This is a genomic window from Micromonospora zhanjiangensis, assembly GCF_042650605.1.
In the GTDB taxonomy this organism is placed as follows: domain Bacteria; phylum Actinomycetota; class Actinomycetes; order Mycobacteriales; family Micromonosporaceae; genus Micromonospora_J; species Micromonospora_J zhanjiangensis.
Window position 1 is genome coordinate 101,372 of the sequence record NZ_JBHSBN010000003.1, and the last position, 20,512, is coordinate 121,883.

Consider the following 20,512-nt stretch of genomic DNA (forward strand, 5'->3'; position numbering starts at 1 on the left):
CACGGATTGATGCGAGAAGCGCTCAACTTACCCCGTGGGTGTTACGCGGTGACGGCGTCGACGGCCTTCTTCAGCGCCTTCGGGTCACTCGGCTTGCGCGGGGCGGTCTTACGCAGCTCGATCATCCGCTCGCCGATCTCCTGGAGCTTCTTGCGCCCCAGGCCCTCGCGGACCTTGGGGAACCACTCCTCTTCCTCTTCCTCGATGTGGTGGGTCACGTTCTCGATCAGCACCGTCGTCTTGGCGTCGAACCGCTCGTCGTCCGGGTCCATCGCGGCGAGTTCGGCGCAGAGTACGTCGGCGACGTGGTGTTCCTCGTACGACTCCAGCACGTCGTCCTCGATGTCCGGCAGGAGCTTGCGGGTCTCCGGGTACATGCACTCGTTCTCGATGTACGTGTGCACGGTCAGGGCTTCGAGGATCCGGCCGACGATGTCGCCCTTGCGCTTCGTGGCGTCCTCCCCGGCGTCCTGGAACTCCTTGAACAGCTTCTTGATCTCCTTGTGGTCCTGCTTGAGCAACACGATGGCATCGGTGGACATGTCGGCCTCCTCGAACGGTCGCCAGCCCTGCTACCCGGCCACCGGCCGGCGAAAACGCCGGGCCCCGGGGGGTGTCAGCCGAACGCGACGTCCGTCGGGTTCCCACTCCCATTCGGACCCGTCGTCGTCCGTGCCGCCGTAGTAGCCGTTCCGGCCCGCCCTGATGGTCACGTAGTAGCCACGCTCCTCCTTCAGGTTGGCACCGAACAGCCGTGGATAGCCGGGCAGCGCGGGCTCTTCGGTTGCCTCCGGCGCGGCGAGGTGCGCGATCTCCTCCAACGGCAGGTCGCCCGCCAACGTCAACCGGTACTGGATAGCCATGGACGCCGCCTCTCCTCAGTGCCGCGGGACGATCTGCACGAGCGAACCGTTTCTCGTCAGTGCCACGGCTTCCTTCAGGCCGGGCATCGGCCAGTCGTCGAACTGTGTCCGCATCGCTGAAAGATCACCTCGCCAGTCCTGGAGGTTCAGCACCACCCGCTGAGTCTGATCATCAGCAACCTTTTTGGAGACCTCGGTCCATACGTTGCGCACCTTCGTGTCGGGTTTGGGCGAGTAGCAGTCGAATACATGCCCTTCGATCAGGTAGTCGGGGTTCTGCATCTCCAACGAGCGCCGGGTCGTCCCGTTGTCCCGGGGGCTGATCCCGGCCGGGCGACCGGTCGGCGACCCGCCGGGCGGGCCGCTCGGGCGCCGCTTCCAGGGCACCGGTGGGTCTGCCGGAGGGCTGGTCGGCGGTGGCGCGCCGCCAGCCCCGGTCAGTTTCCCACCGCCCCCAACTGCCGGGCCTCGGCCACCGCCGCGTCGACGTGCCGCCGGGCGGCGCCGACCCGCTGCACGAGCTGGACCAGGATCTGCCTGATGCCCTCCAGCGCCGACAGCATCGACCCGGGTTGCCCGCCCTGCAGGCTCACGATGACCAGGCGCTGCGCCTGGTCGACCTCGGCGCCGAGCCCGGCGGCGACCTCGCCGGCCTGGTCGATCGCGATCCGTACCGGCTTCAGCCCGGTGATCGTGTCGTCCGGCGACGTCCCCTGCGGCACAGCCGCGGTGGCTCGGGCCGCCTCACCGACCGAGCTGGCGAGCACACCGAGACGGCCCTGGATCTGCTGCACCGCGTGACGTACCCGGGCCATGCCGGCCGCGACGGCGGTGAAGCCGGCCTCGGCGGCGCGGGCGGCGGTCTCCTCCGCCTGGCGGGCGACGGCGGCCGCCTCCGCACCGGACGACAGCGCGGACAATTCACCGCTGATCCTTTCGATGTGCGACATCGACTCAAGGTCCTCTCGCCACAACTCGTTGCGGACCAATCAAAGTATCGAACAGTCGCAATTTCGAGAAACTTTCGGAAATCGCTGGAAATTCCACGGTCTTTGATCACCATCAATGATCATTTGACGGGGTGCGCCACCGAACCGGCCCGCCGGCATGCGGATACGGCCCGATCGGCGAAGATGGGAACCATGCAGATCCTGATGGCCGGCGCGTCCGGTTTCCTCGGCACCCGGCTGGTCGACCGGCTCAGCGCCGCCGGGCACGAGGTGACCCGACTGGTCCGGCGCCCGCCGGGCGCGACCGACGAGCAACGGTGGAGCCCGTCGTCCGGTCACCTCGACCCGGGTACGGTCGCCGCGGCCGACGTCGTGGTCAACCTGGCCGGCGCCGGGGTGGGCGACAAACGCTGGACCGAGGACTACAAGCGCCTGCTGCGCACCAGCCGGCTGGACACCACCGGCCTGCTGGCCACCACCATCGCCGGGCTGCCCGCCGCCGACCGGCCGCGGGCGCTGCTCAACGCCTCGGCCATCGGCTGGTACGGCGACACCGGCGACCGGGAGGTCACCGAGGACGCGCCGGCCGGCGACGACTTCCTGGCCGACCTGTGCCGGGTCTGGGAGGCCGCCACCCGCCCCGCCGAGGACGCCGGCGTACGGGTGCTGCGGCTGCGCAGCGGCTACCCGCTGCACCGCGACGGCGGTTTCCTCAAGCCGCAGCTGCTGCCGTTCAAGCTGGGCGTCGGCGGCCGGCTGGGCAGCGGCCGGCAGTGGGTGCCGTGGATATCGCTGGCCGACTGGCTGGACGCGGTGGTCTTCCTGCTCGACCGGGACGACCTCGCCGGACCGGTCAACCTGGTCGGGCCGGCCCCGGTCACCAACGCCGAGTTCACCCGGGAGCTGGCCGCCGCGCTGCACCGGCCGGCGCCGTTCGTGGTGCCCGGGGTGGCCCTGAAGGTCGCCTTCGGCGGGTTGGCGCAGGAGATGTTGAACAGCGCCCGGGTGCTGCCCGGCGTGCTGCGCCGGGCCGACTTCGACTACCGCCACGAGACCCTGCCCCAAGCCCTGCGCGCCGCCCTCGACCCGGACCGGCTCGCCGCGTAGCCGGCGGTCGGGCCGGGTTGGGTGCACCTGTTGTCGTCACCGCGGCAACAGATGTACCCAACCCGGCCACCCGGCACGGCAAATTCGGTGTCGGGGCGGGCGAGTGCTGTGGCAGGGTGACGCGACGTGGCACACGACTGGACAACGTTGCAGGACCGGGTCCGCGAGCGGGTCGAGGAGCTGGTGGTCTCGGGCCGTGAGCTCGGCGTCCAGGTCGCGGCCTACCTGCACGGCGAGAAGATCGTCGACGTCTGCGCCGGGGTCGCCGATCCCGCGACCGGGCGGCCGGTCACCCCGGACACCCCGTTCTTCAGCTACTCGACCGGCAAGGGACTGACCGGCACGGTCGTGCACGTGCTGGCCGAGCGCGGCGAACTCGACTACGACCTGCGGATCGCCGACGTGTGGCCGGAGTTCGCCGCGCACGGCAAGGGTGGGATCACGCTGCGGCACGCGCTCACCCACACCGCGGGCGTCCCGGCCCTGCCGGCCGACATCACGCCGGCGGACCTCGCCGACTGGGACCGGATGTGCGCGGTCGTCGCCGCCGCCGAACCGCTGTGGGAGCCCGGCGCCCGGCAGGGCTACCACGCCTGGACGTACGGGTGGCTGGTCGGCGAGACGGTGCGCCGGGCCACCGGCCGGACCGTGTCGCGGGTACTGGCCGACGACGTCGCCGCCCCGCTCGGCGTGGCCGGCGAGCTGTACTTCGGCGTACCCAACGACCGGCTCGACCGGGTCGCGCCGCTTGTCGACGACGGCTACGCGGCGGCCATGGCGGGGTTCGCCGCGCAGGTCGAGAACCTGGGGCGGGTGCTGCCACCCGGCGCCCTCACCACCGCCGAACTGGCCAACCGCCGGGAGATCCTGCGCGCCGACCTGCCGGCCACCGGCACGCTCACCGCCCGCGCCGCCGCGAAGATGTACGCCGCCCTGCTCGGCGAGGTGGACGGGGTACGCCTCATCTCCCCCGCCCGCCTCGCCGAGGTGTCGGCGGTGGCGGTCACCGGCCCGGACTGGGTGTTCGGCATGGAAACCTCCCGCACCCTGGGGTACGCCGTCGAGGCCGGCGGGTTCGGCTGCAGCGGCAGCGGCGGCAGCCTGGCCGGCGCGTTCCCCGACCGGGGCCTGACCGTCGCCGCCACCAAGAACCTCCTGCGCGTCGGCGGCGACGGCGACGACCCGATGGAGGACCTGCGCGCCCTCATCCGCGACGCCGTCGCCTGACCCACCCGCGGGGCTCGGCTCCCGGCCGTCGCGGCCGGAGTGCCACGACGACCGGGCCGGCGGGTCAGCAGCCGATCACCCAGTAGTTCGGGCCGGTCTGCTTGAGGGTGCTCGTGTTGAAGGTGTTGTACAGGCCCATCCGTTGGTTGGAGCCGTTCGCGTAGGCGTACCCGAGGGACTGGTAGGCGCGGCCGGCGGCGACGTGCGCGTAGTTGCTGGCCGTGACGCAGACCGGCGCGGCGCCGCCGGTGCTGGCCGACACCGTCGCCGAGGTCGGGCCCTCGCCGGTCGCGTTCACCGCGCTCACCGCGTAGCTGTAGCCGGTCGCGGGGCTGAGCCCGGAATCGGTGTACGCCGTGCCGGTCACCGGGGACGTGGTCACCTTCGTGCCGTTGCGGTGGACGTGGTAGCCGGTGGCGCCGCTCACCGCGGACCAGCTCAGCGAGACCGAACTGTCGGTCGTACCGGTGACGGTCAGGCCGGTCGGCGCGGCCGGCGCCCCCGGACCGCCCGGATCGCCGCCGCCCGGGGTGTTCAACCCGAAGAACAGCGCGTCCCGGTAGGCCGAGCAGATGGTGTCCAGGAAGTACGCCCCGGCGGTGCCGCACTGGTCGGCGGCCGAGCCCGGGTCCACCGGCGTGCCGTGGCCCATCCCGGACACCCGGTAGACCCGCACCGCGTCGTTGCCGTAGACCTCCAGGCTGGTCCCGGCGGGCAGCGACGAGGTGCTGGTCGGGGTCTGCGACACGCCGAGCACGTTGGTCCACTGGTCGCGGGACTCGGTGGCGTTCGCCGGTACGACGGTGCTGTCCGAGGTGCCGTGCCAGACCGACACCCGCGGCCGGGGACCGGAGTAACCGGGATACGCCGCCCGCACCAGGTCGCCCCACCTCGCCGGGGTCTGGTCGACGCCGCTGTACTGGCAGGTGCTGGTGGACGCCGGTGGCGAGCACCGGTACGGGATGCCGGCCACCACCGAACCGGCGGCGAAGACGTCCGGGTAGGTGGCCAGCATCACCGAGGTCATCGCCCCGCCGGCGGACAGCCCGCTGACGTAGACCCGGCCGGCCGAGGTGCCGTAGTTGCTCTTCGCGTAGTCGACCATCTGCTTGATCGACAGCGCCTCGCCCTGACCCCGGGTGATGTCCCCCTCGGTGAACCAGTTGAAGCAGGACAGCGCCTGGTTGGCGCTCTTCTGTTCGGCCACGATCAGGGCGAACTTCCACTGGTCGGCGAACTTCTGCCAGCCGGAGTTGGTGAGGTAGGTGCTGGCGTTCTGGGTGCAACCGTGTAGCAGTACCACGGCCGGGGCGCCGCCGGGCAGGCCGTCCGGCCGGTAGGCGTACATGTTGAGGTTGCCCGGGTTGGAGCCGAAGCTGGCCACCTGGGTCAGCGCGGCGGCCTGCGCCGGCGCGGCGGCGGCGAGCACCACGCCTGCGACCAGGACGGGCACGGCGAGCGCCCGGGCCAGCCGGACGAGGACGGATCTGTGGCGACGCACGAGCGGCCTCCCGAGTTGTGAGCCGAGTCACCCCCGAATTGCCGGAACATTACGACGGTTTTACCGGCGCGTGACATGGGCGGCCGGCACATATCCATCAATGCCGCTGTGTGTCGATGGCGCCCGACCACATTTCCGCCGCACTCCCGCCGGGTTGACCGGGCAATTCAGCGAACCTTGGTAGCCTTGCCGCCCGTGCCGCTCTCCCCCGCCCTGACCACCGACCCGTCGCCGGAACCGTCCCGCCCGGCGGCGACCGATCCGGACCGACGCGCCGGACGTCGGGTCGATCTGGTCGTCGTCCTGCTCGCCGTGACGCTCGCCGGCTGGGTCACCAGCGGCCTGTGGGCCGACCCGAACCAGCGGGCCGTCGCGGTCAACTCCAGCGACCAGTCGCTGTTCGAGTGGCTGCTGGCCTTCGGCGCGCACGCCCTCACGCACGGCGAGAACCCGCTGTTCACGTACCTGATCAACGTGCCGGACGGGGTCAACCTCGCGGTCAACACCTCGATCACCGTGTACGCGGCGGTGTTCGCCCCGCTGACCTACCTCATCGGCCCGCCGGCGACCTTCCTGGTCATCCTCACCCTCAACCTCGTCGCCACCGCCGGCGCCTGGTACTGGTTCCTCTCCCGCCACCTGCTCGCCCCCCGCACCGGCGCCGCGGGCCCGGGCCGCGACGCTGCCGGCGCCGCCGGGGGGCGGCTCACTCCCCTGGTACGCCGCCGGATCGCCGCCGGGGTCGGCGCGCTGTTCATCGGGTTCGCGCCGGGGATGGTCACGCACGCCAACGCGCACCTCAACTGGACCGCCGGCTGGCTGGTCCCGCTCCTGCTCCACTGGGTCTTCCGGCTGGCCCGCCCGCGACACCGGATCCGCGCCGGGATCGTGCTCGGCGTCCTGGTCGCGGTCACCTTCTCCATCGCCGCCGAGGCGCTCTTCTTCACCGCCCTCGCCTGCGCCGTCTTCCTGGGCGCCCGCGCGTGGCACCCGGCCCGCCGCGCCGAGACCCGGGAGTTGCTGCCCGGCTTCGCCCGCGGCTTGGCGGTCGCCGGCGCGGTGTCGCTGGTCCTGCTGGCCTACCCGCTGTGGCTGCACTTCCTCGGTCCGCAACGGTTCCACGGCACCGGGTTCAGCCCCACCATCCACGCCGAGGACGTCGCCGCGTACGGGGCGTACCCCCGGCGGTCGGTGGCCGGGGCGGCCGGGCTGGGCACCCGGCTCGCGGCCAACCCGACCGAGGAGAACTCGTTCTTCGGGCTGCCGCTGCTGATCCTGGCGGTGGCCTGCTTCGTCCTGCTGTGGCGGCGCGCCGACCCGGCCCGGCGGGCCACCCTGCGCGCGCTCGCCGTCACCGCCGGGGTCTTCACCGTGCTGTCCTGGGGACCCCGGGTGAAGTTCCTCGGCATGTTCCCCGGCATCCCGCTGCCGTACGCCCTGGTCGGGCACCTGCCGGTGTTCAACGCCGCGCTGCCGTCCCGGCTGGCCCTGGTGGTCGGGCCGGTGCTCGGCCTGCTGCTGGCGTACGCGGTGGACACCCTGCTCGCCGACCCGCCCGCCCCCCGCCGGGTACGCCTCGGCTGGGCGGTCGGTTTCGCGCTGGCGCTGCTGCCCCTGCTGCCGACCAGCCTGCTCACCGTGCGGCGGGAACCCGTGCCGACGTTCATCACCTCCGGCGCCTGGCGGGACTACGTCAGCCCGGGCGGGGTGCTGGCACCGCTGCCGTTCACCCTGGACGTGACCCCGGACGGGCAGCGCTGGCAGGCGTACGCGCTGGCGCACCGGCAGGGCGAGTTCGCCATCCCGTCCGGCTTCTTCCTCGGCCCGGGCGGCCCGGACGACCGCGGCCGGATCGGCCCGGTGCCCCGGGCCACCGACGCGCTCCTGGCCGAGGTGGGCCGGACCGGCGAGGTGCCGTCGATCGGTCCCGCCGAACGGGCCGCGGCGGCCGACGACCTGCGCCACTGGCGGGTCCAGGCGGTGGTGCTGGCCGACCGGATCCACGGCGCGAAGTACCCGGTCCACCACGACGCCCTGCTGCGCGCCGGCACCGACCTGCTCGGTCCCCCGCACCGCGTCGACGACGTCTGGCTCTGGCGCGTCCCATCCGCCTAGTTGCATGATCCGGAAGAGTTCTGCTCGTTCAGGCAAGCAAAACTCTTCCGGATCACGTGATGTGCGCCGGGCGGTGGTCGAACGGGTCGGGGTCAGCGGGTCTGTGTTGGGGCTGGGCAATCCGTTCGGCAGGGACGCGGGCGACCGACCCAGCCGTTACGGCGCAGCACGGTTGCCACCTCGGCGGCGGTGTCACAGGCGCCGGTGGTCGCGTCGGACCAGCCGTACCGCAGCGTCGTCTCGCCGTTGACGGCGGCCGCGTTGTCCCGCCGGGCGTCCCGCCGCCGCCGGTCAACCGGGTGCGCGGCCCGACCGTCCAGTTCGACCCGCGTGCCGTACCGGCGGTAACGCACGTCGTCGTACCACCGACCGCCGCGTCTGGACCGAGCGGCCTGCCGCTCACCGGTCGGTAGGCCGTGTGCCCGTTCGACGCCCCGCAGGTAACGCAGTTCGAGCAGCGAGTGGCAGCCGTCCGCGACGTCGCCGAGCGCCGCCGTGAGTTCGGCCCGCCACCGCACCCTGGCCCTGACCGCCATGGCTCGGAGCAGCCGACTCGCCGTGGTGAGCCGACCGCCGCACGCCCTGGACAGCCAGCCGACCGCTTCGTCCAGGGTGCGTGCCCGCTGGGCCAGGTCGAGCGCCGTCTCCTCGATCCGGGTCTGCGGCGGCAGCCGGGTCGGGTGCCGAGCCCGGTCGATGGCGGCCGCGTGATGCACGACGACGCCGGACATCGGCTCCACCCGACGACCTGCGGGGACGGTCACGTGGACCAGCGGAGCCGGCCGGTCCGTCAGGCCCTGTAGCTCGGCGGCGGTCTCGTGGCTCAGCGTGGCACCCCGCCCGGCCCGGAGCACCACCGCCCAGAGCACCGCCCGGCGCGGCGGGACGCCGGAGAAGGTGGCGTAGGTCCACCCGATCATCCGCTGCCAGCGCCCGGACCGCAGCCGTGCCTCGATCTGTGCCCTGGTCAGCCCCGCCGCGTACGCCTGCTGCCGGGTCACCACCCCGTGCTGCCGGGCCACGAGTTCGTCGAACATGTGGCACAGGCTGGCCTTCCGGCACCGACTCCCGCCACCCCGTGGTCACCCCCTGTGGAAAACCGCGACCGCCCCTTACCGGAACCCCCTCCATGATCCGGAAGAGTTCTGCTTGCCTGGACCAGCAAAAGTCTTCCGGATCATCAGGTGTGGGTGAGCCGGCTCACCGGGTCCGGGGCGGGGTGCGGGGACTACGCTGGGCGGTGTGACGACGACGATTCCGGGGCTGGTGGCGGTGCGGGCCGGCCTGGTCGACTACGAGGCCGCCTGGGACGAGCAGCGGCGGGTGCACGCCGCAGTGGTCGCCGGTGAGCGACCGGACACGGTGCTGCTGCTGGAGCACCCGAGCGTCTACACCGCCGGCAAGCGGACCGAGCCGTGGGACCGGCCCACCGACGGCACCCCCGTGGTCGACGTCGACCGGGGCGGCAAGATCACTTGGCACGGTCCCGGGCAACTGGTCGGCTATCCGATCATCACGCTGCCCGGCGCCGAGAGCGGCCAGCCGGTCGACGTGGTGGCCTACGTCCGGCGTACCGAGCAGTTGCTGATCGACGTCTGCGCCGAGTTCGGCCTGACCACCACCCGGATCGAGGGGCGCAGCGGGGTCTGGGTGCCGCAGGACGAGCGCGGTCCGGCCCGCAAGGTCGCCGCGATCGGCATCCGGGTGGCCCGTGGGGTGACCCAGCACGGCTTTTCGATCAACTGCGACTGCGACCTGGGCTGGTACGACCGGATCGTGCCGTGCGGCATCCGGGACGCCGGTGTCACCTCGCTGACCGCCGAGCTGGGCCGCCCGGTCACCGTGGCCGACGTGCTCCCGGTCGTCGAGCGCCACCTGCCCACCCTGGTCACCGTCCAGGACTGAACCCCCGCCGCGCTGAGCCACGGCGGTGGTCGTGGCAGGCTGGGCCGGTGCATCTCGATCTCGTCACCCTGGTCGTGCCCGACTACGACCCGGCGATCGCCTTCTTCACCGGCGTACTCGGCTTCGAGCTGGTCGAGGACTCCCCCTCGCTGACCACCGACGGCCGGCCGAAGCGGTGGGTGGTGGTCCGTCCGCCGGGTGGCGGGACCGGGCTGTTGCTGGCCCGCGCCGACGGCGAACGGCAGGAGGCGGCGGTCGGCGCGCAGACCGGCGGCCGGGTCGGCTTCTTCCTGCGGGTCGACGACTTCGACGCCACCCACCGCCGGATGCTCGACGCCGGCGTCGAGTTCGTCCGCCCACCGCGCTCCGAGCCGTACGGGAAGGTCGCCGTCTTCCGCGACCTGGCCGGCAACTCCTGGGACCTGCTCGGCCCGGCCTGATCCGCCCGACCCCGCCCGACCCCGTCCGACCGGAAGGAATCCGATGACCGACATCGCGTCCACCACCCAGCGGCGGCTCATCGCCGAGCAGTTGCGGGTGCCGTCGACCTTCGACGCCGCCACGGAGATCGAGCGACGGGTCGTCTTCCTCGCCGACCGTCTGGTCGACGCCGGGCTGTCCACGCTGGTGCTGGGCATCAGCGGCGGGGTGGACTCCACCACCGCGGGCCGGCTGTGCCAGCTCGCGGTCGAGCGGGCCCGGCAGGCCGGCCACCCGGCGACCTTCGTGGCGATGCGGCTGCCCTACGGGGTGCAGGCCGACGAGCACCACGCGCAGGCGGCACTGGCGTTCATCCGGCCGGACCGGGTGCTCACGGTCGACGTCAAGCCGGCCAGCGACGCCGCCCTGGCGGCGCTGCTGGCCGGCGGGCTGACCTTCGCCGACGCCGCCGCGCAGGACTTCGTGCTCGGCAACGTCAAGGCCCGACAGCGGATGATCGCCCAGTACGCGGTGGCCGGGGCGACGGCGGGGCTGGTCGTCGGCACCGACCACGCGGCCGAGGCGGCCACCGGGTTCTTCACCAAGTACGGCGACGGCGCGGCGGACGTCGTACCGCTCACCGGGCTGACCAAGCGGCGGGTCCGGGCGCTCGCCGAGACGCTCGGCGCCCCAGCCGACCTGGTCGGCAAGCCACCCACGGCCGACCTGGAGAGCCTGGCACCCGGCAGGCTCGATGAGGACGCGCTGGGCCTGACGTACGAGCAGATCGACGACTACCTGGAGGGCCGGCCGGTCCCGGCCGAGGTGGCGGAGCGGCTGGAGGCCCGCTATCGGGCCACCGACCACAAGCGGCAACCGCCGATCGCCCCGTAACGCCCGGGTCGCCCGTCGCCGCCTCAGGGGGTGAGGCGGTGCAGGTCGCGGGGGAACGCGGTCACCTCCCGGACGTTGGCCGCCCCGGTCAGCCGGGCGACGAAGCGTTCCAGGCCGATGGCGAAACCGCCGTGCGGCGGCATGCCGTGCGCGAACGCGTCCAGGTAACCGGCGTACGGCCCGGTCGGCTCGCCCCGGGCGGCCAGCGCCGCCAGGTAGTCGGCGTGCCGGTGCAGCCGCTGCCCGCCGGTGACCAGTTCGACGCCCCGGAACAGCAGGTCGAACCCGTTTGAGTAGCCCGGCCGGGCCGGGTCCGGATGGGTGTAGAACGGCCGCTTCGCCATCGGGTAGCCGGTGACGAAGAGGAAGCCCGACCCGTGCTCGCGGCGGGCCCATTCGCCCAGCGCCCGCTCGTGCGCCGGGGCCAGGTCGGGCTCGTCCGGCGGCGCGCCCGCGATCCGCAGCGCCTCGGTGAAGTGCACCGCCGGGATCTGCGCCGGCACCTCGGGCAGCGCCACCGGCCCGAGCGTGTCGAGGGCCGCGCCGGCTCGGTCGGCGACCGCGCCGAGCATCCCGGCCAGGGCCTCCCGCAGTACCGCCATCACGTCCCGGTGGTCGGCGACGAACGCCAACTCCGCGTCGAGCGAGGTGTACTGGGCCAGGTGCCGCACCGTGTCGTGCGGTTCGGCGCGGAACACCGGTCCGACCTCGTAGACCCGCTCGAACACCCCGACCATCAGCTGCTTGTAGAACTGCGGCGACTGGGCCAGGTAGGCGGGCCGGCCGAAGTAGTCGAGGGCGAAGACGTTCGCGCCGGACTCGGTGGCCGACGCGACGATCCGCGGGGTGTGTGTCTCGACGAAGCCGAGCCGGTCCAGGGCGGACCGGAAGCCGCCGGCCGCGGCGGCCGAGATCCGCAGCGCCGCCGACCGGCGCGGGTGGCGCAGGGCCAGCGGCGCGTGGTCGAGCTGCGTGGGCAGGGTCGCCGTCAGGGTCGGCCGGTACAGGTCGAACGGCGGCGGTACGGCCGGCGAGCCCAGCACCCGTACCACGGGTTCGTGCAGCTCGACGCCGGTCGGTGCGGTGTCGTTCGCGACCGCCGTACCGACGATCTCGACCACGGTCTCCTCGGTGAGCGCCGCCAGCCGGTCGCGTGCCTCGGGTTCGGTGACCACGATCTGGGCCAGGCCGCCGGCGTCCCGCAGGATCAGGAAGGCCACCGCCTTGAGCAGCCGCCGTCGGTGCACCCAACCGGCCACGGTGACCCGTTCGCCGACGTACGCGGGCAGTTCGTTGGACAGGATGCGTTGCATGTGGACGACCTCCTCGATGTGCGCAACGCGACCCCGGGAGGCGTGGGCGAGCGGGAACTCGCGGTGCCACCACACCTTCACCACCGACACCGCGGCCGGTGGCCTTGTTGGTCGCCCGTGACGGGGGCCAGCCGGCGGGCTCTACTGGGCGCCGGGCGGCGCCGTTCCTCCCGCAGCTCGGGAGGGTCTTCGCACCCCGGCCGGAGTACCGCCCTCGCAGCTACCGGCGGCTCTCTCCGACTCCGGTGGTCGAGGCGCTACTCGGCTCCGTCGTCGCTGTTGGCGCCGACGGTAGTGGGTCCGGTCACGCCTGTAACACCGAATTTCGAGCGCCTGGTGAGGGGTGTCACATGATCAAAGAAGGTGAGCCCGGTCGCCAACGGTTCATCGACCAGCTACCCGGGCGTACGCTCGCAGTTGTGACCATCGAGCGTTCCGAGCAGCCCACCGCGACCGGCAGCGGACGCGGCGGAACCCTGACCACCGAGGCCCCCCGGCCGAGCGGGCACGCCGCTCCCGAGGGCCGGCGCCTGCTGCGCATCGAGGCGCGCAACGCCGAGACGCCGATCGAGCGGAAGCCGCCGTGGATCAAGGTCAAGGCGAAGATGGGACCGGAATACACCCATCTGCGCGGTCTGGTGGCCAAGGAGGGCCTGCACACCGTCTGCCAGGAAGCCGGCTGCCCCAACATCTACGAGTGTTGGGAGGACCGGGAGGCGACCTTCCTCATCGGCGGTGACCAGTGCACCCGGCGCTGCGACTTCTGTCAGATCGACACCGGCAAACCGGCCGAGTTCGACGCCGACGAGCCGCGCCGGGTCGCCGAGTCGGTCGCCACCATGGGTCTGCGTTACGCCACGGTCACCGGCGTCGCCCGGGACGACCTGCCCGACGGCGGGGCCTGGCTGTACGCCGAGACGGTCCGGCAGATCCACGCCCTGCAGGCCGGCTGCGGCGTCGAACTGCTGATTCCCGACTTCAACGCGGTGCCGGAGCAACTCGCCGAGGTGTTCGGCTCCCGGCCCGAGGTTCTCGCGCACAACGTCGAGACGGTGCCGCGGATCTTCAAGCGGATCCGGCCGGCGTTCCGCTACGAGCGGTCGCTGGACGTCATCCGGCAGGCCCGGGCGGCCGGGCTGGTCACCAAGTCCAACCTGATCCTGGGCATGGGCGAGGAGCGGGCCGAGGTGTCGCAGGCCCTGCGGGACCTGCACGACGCCGGCTGCGAGCTGATCACCATCACCCAGTACCTGCGCCCCACCCCGCGGCACCACCCGGTGCTGCGCTGGGTGAAGCCGGAGGAGTTCGTCGAGCTGAAGACCGAGGCCGAGGAGATCGGCTTCGCCGGGGTGATGAGCGGACCGCTGGTGCGCTCGTCGTACCGGGCCGGCCGGCTCTACCGGCAGGCCCTCGACGCGCGCGACGCGACGGTCCCGGCCGACGCCCGCTGACCCGACCCGCGCCGTCGTCCGGCTACCTGACCACACCTGCGTGCGCCTCCGTCGTCAGCCGGCGGGGGCGGGGTCCAGCAGGCCGAGGCGGTGGGCGACGGCCGCCGCCTCGACCCGGTTGCTGACCTCCAGCTTGGCGATGATCCGGGAGACGTGCACGCTCGCCGTCTTGGGTGAGATGTAGAGCTGTTCGGCGATCCGGCTGTTGCTCTTCCCCTCGGCGACCAGCCGGAGCACCTCCCGTTCCCGGACGGTGAGCAGGTCGGCTGCCGGTCCCGGTCGGCCCGCGTCACGCAGCCCGACCCGGCGGGCCAGCACCGCCGCCTGTTCCCGCAGCGGCCGCAGGCCGAGCCGGTCGGCGATGTCACCGGCCTCCTCGATCGCCGCCGCGGCGGCCGACCGGTCCCCCGCACCGGCGGCCGCCTCGGCCAGCGCGAGCAACGCCCGCGCCAACCGGTAGGGCTGCCCGTCGGCGCGCCAGGCGGCCACCGCGGCCCGCCAGCGGGGCAACGCCTCGGCGGTTTCCGCGGTCGACGCGGCGACCTGCGCCGCACAGGCGAGTTCGGCCGGGTACCGGGCCACGAGCACCCGGGGCCGCCCCGCCGGCCCGACGGACCGGTCACCGGCCGCGGCTGTGCTCTGCGCGTGGGCGTCGTCGCCGGACAGGCCGGCCCGTTCCCGCACCCGCGCCCGCAACGACTCGTCCCCGGCGTACCGCGCGACCTCGGCGACGGCGGCCAGCAGTGGCCAGCCGTAGCGGGGCTGCTGGTCGAGCGCCTCGTCGGCCAGCCCCTCCCAGGCGGCGGCCACCGCCTCCGGCGCCGCGCCGACCGCCAGCGCACCGCAGATGCGCAGCTCGCGCAGCGGCAGCCGCTGCTGGGCGTCCAGGAAGGGTCGGCCGAGGAAGCCGACCGCGCGGGCGAACAGTTCCTCGGCCCGCGCGTCGCCCCGAGCCAGCCACAGTCGGGCCCGCAGTTCCAACCAGTGCAGGCCGAGGGTGGCGATCGGGTCCAGCCGGGCCGCCTCGCCGCAGATCTCGTCGGCCTCGTCCCACCGGCCCAGGGCCAGCAGCGCCTCGGCCCGGTTGGACAGCAGAAAGGCGCCGGTGGAGCGGCTGATGCCGTACCGCCGGGCCTCGGTCATGCCGTCCGCCGCCGCCCGCGCCGACTCCTCGTACCGGCCCGCCCTGCAGAGCAGGTCGGAGATGTCGACCAGGGTCTTCACCACCGCGGACGGGTCCTGCGCCGTCCGCGCGAGTTGCTCCGCCCGACGCAGGTCGGCCAGGGCCGACTCGGCGGCGGTGCCGGGGCCGCGGTTCTTGGCCACGGCGAGGGTGGCGGCGACCAGCGCGGAGGGGTCACCGGACCGGACGGCCACCGCCATCGACTCGGCCGCGATCCGGGCACCCTCGGCCCGGTCGGCCCGGCTGAACTGGCCGGCCAGGTCGGCCAGCAACCGCGCCCGTTCCGGATCGGCGACCGCGCCGTGCGCCGGGCCACCGTCCGGGTCACCGTCGCCGGGACCGCCGGGTCCGCCCGGTCCCGCCAGAAGCTGGTACGCCTCGCGGGACTGCTCCAGGCCGTCGGCCTTGCCGAGCACCCGCAGCAGGCGACCGCGCCGGGTCAGCAGGCGGGCCGCGCGCAGCGGCTCGACGGCCCGGTCCACCTCGGCCAGGGCGGCCCGGTCGAGCTTCAGCGCCCGGGTGTAGTCGCCGGCGCTGGAGGTCGCGACCAGCGTCTCCTCCAGCAGCGCCAGGTGGTCCATTTCGAGCCGCTCGGCGGCGTCCGGGACCTGCTCCCACAGTTCGAGCACGCGTTCCAACAGCCGGCTCTGCTCGGCGTACGCGTAGCGGGTGCGCGCGGCCCGGGCGGCCGCCAGGGCGGCCACCAGGGCCCGGGGACGGTCGTGCGCGGCGTACCAGTGGTGTGCGACCTCGGCGGGTGCCCGCCCGGCGGCGACCAGGTCCGGGCGGGCCTCGATCGCCGCAGCGTACCGCGCGTGCAGCCGGGCGTGCTCGCCCGGCAGCAGGTCGTCGTGCACCGCCTCGCGTACCAGCGCGTGCCGGAACTCGTAGCCGCCGTCCGGATCCGCGACCACCAGCTGGGCCGCCACGGCGGCGCGCAACGCCTCCTCCAGCTCGGTGTCCGGCAGACCGGCCACCTCGGCGAGCAGGCCGTGCGCGATCCGGGTGCCGCCCGCCGCGGCGATCCGCAGCACCCGCTGCGCCGGCTCGGGCAGCTTGTCCACCCGGGCCAGCAGCAGGTCGCGCAGGGTGCCGGGCAGGTCGACACAGCCGGCCGGGTCGCCGGCGGCCGCGAGTTCCTCGATGAAGAACGGGTTGCCCTGGGTGCGGTCGTGGATGCTGTCGACGGCCCGGGGCGGCGGTTCGGTGCCGAGCAGGCCGGTGAGGATCTCCGCCGTGCCGTCCCGGTCCAACCGGTCGAGTTCCCACCGCTCGACGCCCCGGGCCCGGTCGAGTTCGGCCAGGAACGGACGGAGCGGGTGGCCCCGGTGCAGTTCGTCGGTGCGGTACGTGCAGACCAGCATCACCCGGGCCGGCCGGGCCGCGCGCACCAGGAACGAGATCAGGTCCCGGGTCGACCGGTCCGCCCAGTGCAGGTCCTCGATCAGCAGCACCAGCGGGGCTCGCGTCGCCAGTCGGGAGAACAACCCGGCAACCAGGTCGAACAGGTAGCCGCGGTGGGCGTACGGCGGATCCACCCGGTACGACTCGACGTCGCCGGCGTCCGTCGGTCGTCGCCCGCCCGGCGGGCGGTCGAATTCGTCGAGGTCCGGCCCGGCCCCGGGGACGGCGGCCGGCACCCGGGCGAGTTCCGGCAGCAGGCGGGCCAGTTCCCGTTCCCGCCCGGCGAACACCGCCGGGCCGGCCCGGCGCAGCACGTCCCGCAGCGCCGCCGCGAACGGCGCGAACGGCAGCCCTTCCTCACCGAGCTCCAGGCAGTGCCCCACCAGCAGTTGCCCGCCGCCGGCCACGGCCCGCCGGCCGAACTCCTCGACGAGTCGGGTCTTGCCCACCCCCGCCTCGCCGCCGACCAGCACCACGGCGGGGTCGCCGTCCCGGGTACGCCCGGCCGCGTCGAGCAGCGTGGCCAGTTCGGCCCGCCGCCCGACCAGCACCTTGCCGCTGTCTCGGATGGTCACGGGATCGAGGATGCCATGCCCCTCGGACAGAGCCACCGGTCCGGCGCCGGACGCCGGGCCGGCGCCGGACGCCCGGCGGGCGTGGTCGGTGACCTCGCCGCCGGGCGTCGTCGGACCCGGGCGGGACAGCGCCGGCGCGGTGGCCGGCCCGGTCACGACAGGTCCGGGGTACGCGAGCCGCCGACGTGCCAGCGGCTGCGCCAGGTCCGGCCGGGCCCGTGCCGGGGTACCGCGCGCGCCAACCGGTCGGCGGCCGCCTCGGCACGCAGTTCGCTGGACCGCTCGCGGTGGATGTCGAGCATCAGGTGGACGTCGTTCATGCCGTGCATGGTGTGCTCCCTGCGGGTGGTTGGTCGGTCTTCCCTCTGCCGACACCTACTTTTCGCCCGCAGCACCCCCGCCCACATCGGTACCCAGCCGCATTCCCGACCCGCCTGCCCTCCTTACCCCGGCCCGCCCGGCGGGTGGGAGGCCGTAAGGTACTTACCCGCTCCCACCCCGGTGTCCGGTGGCGGGACGGCGTGGCCCGACAGGGTGGCCGCGTGGCCCGACAGGGTGGCCCCACGGCGTGGCCCGACGGGGTGGCCGCGGGTCAACGCGGGCGGGGCGGCCCACTAGACTTCGGGTCATGGCAAAGCCCCAGGAGAAGGTCTCGTTCGGCCAGCGGCTGAAGCAGATCGGGATGGTGTTCTCGTTCACCGCCAAACGCGACAAGTGGTTCCTGCCACTCGCCGCCGGCGCGGTGCTGATCCCGCTCGCGCTCGCCGCGGTCGCCGTGATGGCCTGGGGTTGGCTCTGGCTGCCGATCGGCGTCCTGCTGGCGTTGCTCGGCCTGCTGATCGTGCTGAACCTGCGGTCCAACACCGCCATGATGAGCGCCGCCGAGGGGCAGCCCGGCGCGGCCGCGCAGATCATGGAGAACATGCGCGGCGACTGGCGGGTCACCCCGGTGGTCAGCTCCACCACCCAGATGGACATGGTGCACCTGGTGATCGGCAAGCCCGGCGTGATCCTGCTCGCCGAGGGCAACCCGCAGCGGGTGCGCAGCCTGCTCGGCCAGGAGAAGCGCCGGCTGGCCAAGGTCATCGGCAACGCGCCGCTGCACGACTACGTGATCGGCCAGGGCGACAGCGAGCTGCCCATCCGTAAGCTCCGGACCACCCTGATGCGGCTGCCGCCGCACCTCAAGGGCAAGGACATCAACGCGCTCGACAAGCGGCTGAAGGCGCTGTCGGCCCGGCCGCAGATGCCCAAGGGCGCGATCCCCAAGAACATGTGCCCGCCGAAGGGCGCGTTCCGTCAGATGCGCGGTCGCTGACCCGTCCGGCGACCCTCAGCGTTCCGCCGGGTCCCGCGGCACCGGTACGACGATCGAGCCGACCGCGCGGTCGTGCAGTCCCCGGCGTTGCTCGTCCATGATCAGGGGCGGCACCGCCAGGCAGAGCAGTACGCCGCGGAGCAGTCCCCGGAACACCCCGATCCGACCGCCGTCGGCGTACGCCACGCAGCGGATCTTCATCAGGTACATGCCCGGGGTCTGTGCGAACAGGCCGACGAAGAAGCCGTACACGGCGATCAGGATCAGCACCGGTCCGGACGGGGCCACCCGCGGGTCGGTGATCAGGCCCGAGGCGAGCAGGCAGAGGATCCAGTCGATCCCCAGCGCGCCGAACCGGCGGCCCAGGTCGACGGGTGCGCCCGCCCGCCAGGCCAGCGGCGTCGGCCCGCCCGGGGCGGCCTCCCGGCCGCCGGTGGGCTCGGTCGAGCCGTCGAACGAGGTCGCGCTGCTGTCGTCGTTCCCTGTCGCCACGGTGGTCGAGGGTAGTCGCGCCGGGCGGACGGCTCGCGGGCCGGGGAGCACCGACGGATCGCCGGCCGCGGCCAGGGCCGCGATCGAGCACTGATAAACGGACGAAAGGTGAAAGTTCCCCGAACTACCCTGTTCGGCTATTGTCGGGCGATAACCGTACGATCGGGCACCGCACCGGCCGTCCGGGGGCGACGTAACACGGCAGAAACACAGGAGACATGCCCGGGCAACCGCGCAGCCATACCGTCGCCAGCGAGCCCAGCCACCACGTGGACGTGCCAGGAGGAACGTGTGTTCGCCAATCCCGAGGAACTGCTGCGATACCTCAAGAACGAGGACGTCAAGTTCGTCGACGTACGGTTCTGCGATCTGCCCGGGGTGATGCAACACTTCAACCTCCCGGTCGAGTCGTTCGACGACAGCGTCATCACCGACGGTCTGGCCTTCGACGGATCGTCGATCCGCGGTTTCCAGGCGATTCACGAGTCGGACATGCTGCTGCTGCCGGACGTCGCCACCGCCTTCGTCGACCCGTTCCGGGTGCAGAAGACCGTCGCGCTCAACTTCTTCATCCACGACCCGTTCACCCGTGAGGCGTACTCCCGGGACCCGCGGAACGTGGCCAAGAAGGCCGAGGCGTACCTCGCCGCCAGCGGCATCGCCGACACCGCCTACTTCGGACCGGAGGCGGAGTTCTACATCTTCGACTCCATCCGGCACGAGACCTCGGCCCACCAGGCGTTCTACTACATCGACTCGATCGAGGGCGCCTGGAACACCGGCCGCGAGGAAGAGGGCGGCAACCGCGGCTACAAGACGGCGTACAAGGGGGGTTACTTCCCGGTGCCGCCGGTGGACCACTACGCCGACCTGCGGGACCAGATCGTCCGCCGGCTGGTCGACACCGGGTTCACCGTGGAACGGTCGCACCACGAGGTGGGCACCGCCGGCCAGGCCGAGATCAACTACAAGTTCTCCACCCTGCTGCACGCCGGTGACCAGCTCCAGCTCTTCAAGTACATCGTCAAGAACGAGGCCTGGGCGGCCGGCAAGACGGCGACCTTCATGCCGAAGCCGCTGTTCGGCGACAACGGCTCGGGCATGCACACCCACCAGAGCCTGTGGCTGAACGGCGAGCCGCTGTTCTACGACGAGACCGGCTACGCCGGCCTGTCCGACATGGCCCGCTGGTACATCGGTGGCCTGCTGCACCACGCGCCGTCGCTGCTGGCCTTCACCAACCCGACGGTCAACTCCTACCGGCGTCTGGTGCCGGGCTTCGAGGCGCCGGTCAACCTGGTCTACTCCCAGCGCAACCGGTCGGCCTGCACCCGCATCCCGGTCACCGGCAGCAACGCCAAGGCCAAGCGGGTCGAGTTCCGGGTGCCCGACCCGTCGGCCAACGTCTACCTGGCCTTCTCGGCCATGCTGATGGCCGGCCTGGACGGCATCAAGAGCAAGATCGAGCCGCCGGAGCCGATCGACAAGGACCTCTACGACCTGCCGCCGGAGGAGTGGGGCTCGGTCAAGCAGGTCCCCGGCTCGCTGCCCGAGGTGCTCGACGCGCTGGAGGCCGACAACGAGTACCTGCTCGACGGCGGCGTCTTCACCCCGGACCTGATCTCCACCTGGGTGGACTGGAAGCGGGCCAACGAGGTCGACCCGGTCCGGCTGCGCCCGACCCCGCACGAGTTCGCCATGTACTTCGACTGCTGACGAGAGCCAGCGGCGGCGACACCGCATCGGAAACCCCCGGGTACCGCCCCGGGGTTTTCCGTGTCCGCCCACACCTAC

At 72.9% G+C, this 20,512-nt stretch carries 18 protein-coding genes and 1 pseudogene; 9 read left to right on the forward strand and 10 right to left on the reverse strand.

The features are described 5' to 3' along the window. Positions 1-41: 41 nt before the first annotated feature. The 4 genes and pseudogenes from ACFOX0_RS06325 to ACFOX0_RS06340 all read right to left on the reverse strand — a co-directional run bounded on the left by ACFOX0_RS06325 (position 42) and on the right by ACFOX0_RS06340 (position 1,813). Positions 42-542, reverse strand: a complete 501-nt coding sequence (locus ACFOX0_RS06325) for a hemerythrin domain-containing protein (protein WP_377542672.1) — start codon at positions 540-542, stop codon at positions 42-44. 93 nt (positions 543-635) lie between these two features. Beyond that, positions 636-863: pseudogene (locus ACFOX0_RS06330) on the reverse strand (SitI3 family protein); the annotation flags it as partial. A gap of 15 nt (positions 864-878) precedes the next feature. Next, on the reverse strand, positions 879-1,250 hold the full coding sequence (locus ACFOX0_RS06335) for a CdiA C-terminal domain-containing protein (protein ID WP_377542673.1): 372 nt from the start codon (positions 1,248-1,250) through the stop codon (positions 879-881). A 50-nt stretch (positions 1,251-1,300) separates the two neighbouring features. Then, positions 1,301-1,813 carry a DUF6244 family protein gene (locus ACFOX0_RS06340; RefSeq protein WP_377542675.1) on the reverse strand — a complete coding sequence of 171 codons (513 nt, stop codon included), beginning with the start codon at positions 1,811-1,813 and terminating at the stop codon, positions 1,301-1,303. A 192-nt stretch (positions 1,814-2,005) separates the two neighbouring features. On the opposite strand from ACFOX0_RS06340, the gene ACFOX0_RS06345 reads away from it, so the two are divergent. Next, entirely contained in the window at positions 2,006-2,920 is a 915-nt protein-coding gene (locus ACFOX0_RS06345; RefSeq protein WP_377542677.1) for a TIGR01777 family oxidoreductase, read from the forward strand. 126 nt (positions 2,921-3,046) lie between these two features. Continuing rightward, on the forward strand, positions 3,047-4,147 hold the full coding sequence (locus ACFOX0_RS06350; protein ID WP_377542679.1) for a serine hydrolase domain-containing protein: 1,101 nt from the start codon (positions 3,047-3,049) through the stop codon (positions 4,145-4,147). 64 nt (positions 4,148-4,211) lie between these two features. Here ACFOX0_RS06350 and ACFOX0_RS06355 read toward each other — a convergent pair whose 3' ends face one another. Next, positions 4,212-5,648, reverse strand: coding sequence for an extracellular catalytic domain type 1 short-chain-length polyhydroxyalkanoate depolymerase (locus tag ACFOX0_RS06355; protein ID WP_377542681.1), 1,437 nt, complete (start codon positions 5,646-5,648; stop codon positions 4,212-4,214). 195 nt (positions 5,649-5,843) lie between these two features. Here ACFOX0_RS06355 and ACFOX0_RS06360 point away from each other — a divergent pair, with 195 nt between their 5' ends. Next, on the forward strand, positions 5,844-7,763 hold the full coding sequence (locus tag ACFOX0_RS06360) for a DUF2079 domain-containing protein (protein WP_377542683.1): 1,920 nt from the start codon (positions 5,844-5,846) through the stop codon (positions 7,761-7,763). A gap of 92 nt (positions 7,764-7,855) precedes the next feature. On the opposite strand, the gene ACFOX0_RS06365 is transcribed toward ACFOX0_RS06360, so the two are convergent. Beyond that, positions 7,856-8,800, reverse strand: coding sequence for a type IV toxin-antitoxin system AbiEi family antitoxin domain-containing protein (locus ACFOX0_RS06365; protein ID WP_377542685.1), 945 nt, complete (start codon positions 8,798-8,800; stop codon positions 7,856-7,858). A 205-nt stretch (positions 8,801-9,005) separates the two neighbouring features. Here ACFOX0_RS06365 and lipB point away from each other — a divergent pair, with 205 nt between their 5' ends. From lipB to nadE, 3 genes are read left to right on the forward strand one after another with little or no spacing between them, the layout of a single operon-like run. Next, positions 9,006-9,668 (forward strand): lipoyl(octanoyl) transferase LipB, encoded by a 663-nt coding sequence (gene lipB / locus ACFOX0_RS06370; RefSeq protein ID WP_377542688.1) that lies wholly within the window; start codon positions 9,006-9,008, stop codon positions 9,666-9,668. 47 nt (positions 9,669-9,715) lie between these two features. After that, positions 9,716-10,108 (forward strand): VOC family protein, encoded by a 393-nt coding sequence (locus ACFOX0_RS06375; RefSeq protein ID WP_377542690.1) that lies wholly within the window; start codon positions 9,716-9,718, stop codon positions 10,106-10,108. A 43-nt stretch (positions 10,109-10,151) separates the two neighbouring features. Further along, on the forward strand, positions 10,152-10,982 hold the full coding sequence (nadE, locus tag ACFOX0_RS06380; protein WP_377542692.1) for an ammonia-dependent NAD(+) synthetase: 831 nt from the start codon (positions 10,152-10,154) through the stop codon (positions 10,980-10,982). Between the two features lie 23 nt (positions 10,983-11,005). On the opposite strand, the gene aspS is transcribed toward nadE, so the two are convergent. Continuing rightward, positions 11,006-12,295, reverse strand: coding sequence for an aspartate--tRNA(Asn) ligase (gene aspS / locus ACFOX0_RS06385; protein WP_377543095.1), 1,290 nt, complete (start codon positions 12,293-12,295; stop codon positions 11,006-11,008). A 350-nt stretch (positions 12,296-12,645) separates the two neighbouring features. On the opposite strand from aspS, the gene lipA reads away from it, so the two are divergent. Continuing rightward, positions 12,646-13,746 (forward strand): lipoyl synthase, encoded by a 1,101-nt coding sequence (gene lipA, locus ACFOX0_RS06390; protein WP_377542694.1) that lies wholly within the window; start codon positions 12,646-12,648, stop codon positions 13,744-13,746. Positions 13,747-13,800: 54 nt separating this feature from the next. On the opposite strand, the gene ACFOX0_RS06395 is transcribed toward lipA, so the two are convergent. Together ACFOX0_RS06395 and ACFOX0_RS06400 are read right to left on the reverse strand one after the other, a co-directional pair. Further along, a complete protein-coding gene (locus ACFOX0_RS06395) occupies positions 13,801-17,064 on the reverse strand; it encodes a helix-turn-helix transcriptional regulator (RefSeq protein WP_377542695.1) in 3,264 nt (1,087 codons plus the stop codon). Further along, positions 17,061-17,228, reverse strand: a complete 168-nt coding sequence (locus ACFOX0_RS06400; protein ID WP_377542697.1) for a hypothetical protein — start codon at positions 17,226-17,228, stop codon at positions 17,061-17,063. The genes ACFOX0_RS06395 and ACFOX0_RS06400 overlap by 4 nt, the downstream gene beginning before the upstream one ends. Positions 17,229-17,536: 308 nt before the next feature. Here ACFOX0_RS06400 and ACFOX0_RS06405 point away from each other — a divergent pair, with 308 nt between their 5' ends. Further along, on the forward strand, positions 17,537-18,226 hold the full coding sequence (locus ACFOX0_RS06405) for a DUF4191 domain-containing protein (RefSeq protein WP_377542698.1): 690 nt from the start codon (positions 17,537-17,539) through the stop codon (positions 18,224-18,226). A gap of 15 nt (positions 18,227-18,241) precedes the next feature. Here ACFOX0_RS06405 and ACFOX0_RS06410 read toward each other — a convergent pair whose 3' ends face one another. Continuing rightward, the gene (locus ACFOX0_RS06410; RefSeq protein WP_377543096.1) at positions 18,242-18,622 is read right to left on the reverse strand and encodes an RDD family protein; all 381 of its coding nucleotides are present in this window, start codon (positions 18,620-18,622) and stop codon (positions 18,242-18,244) included. Positions 18,623-19,009: 387 nt separating this feature from the next. Between ACFOX0_RS06410 and glnA the strand changes: the two genes are divergently transcribed. Then, positions 19,010-20,434: a type I glutamate--ammonia ligase gene (gene glnA / locus ACFOX0_RS06415; protein WP_377542699.1), complete on the forward strand. Its 1,425-nt coding sequence runs from the start codon at positions 19,010-19,012 to the stop codon at positions 20,432-20,434. Positions 20,435-20,512: the final 78 nt, after the last annotated feature.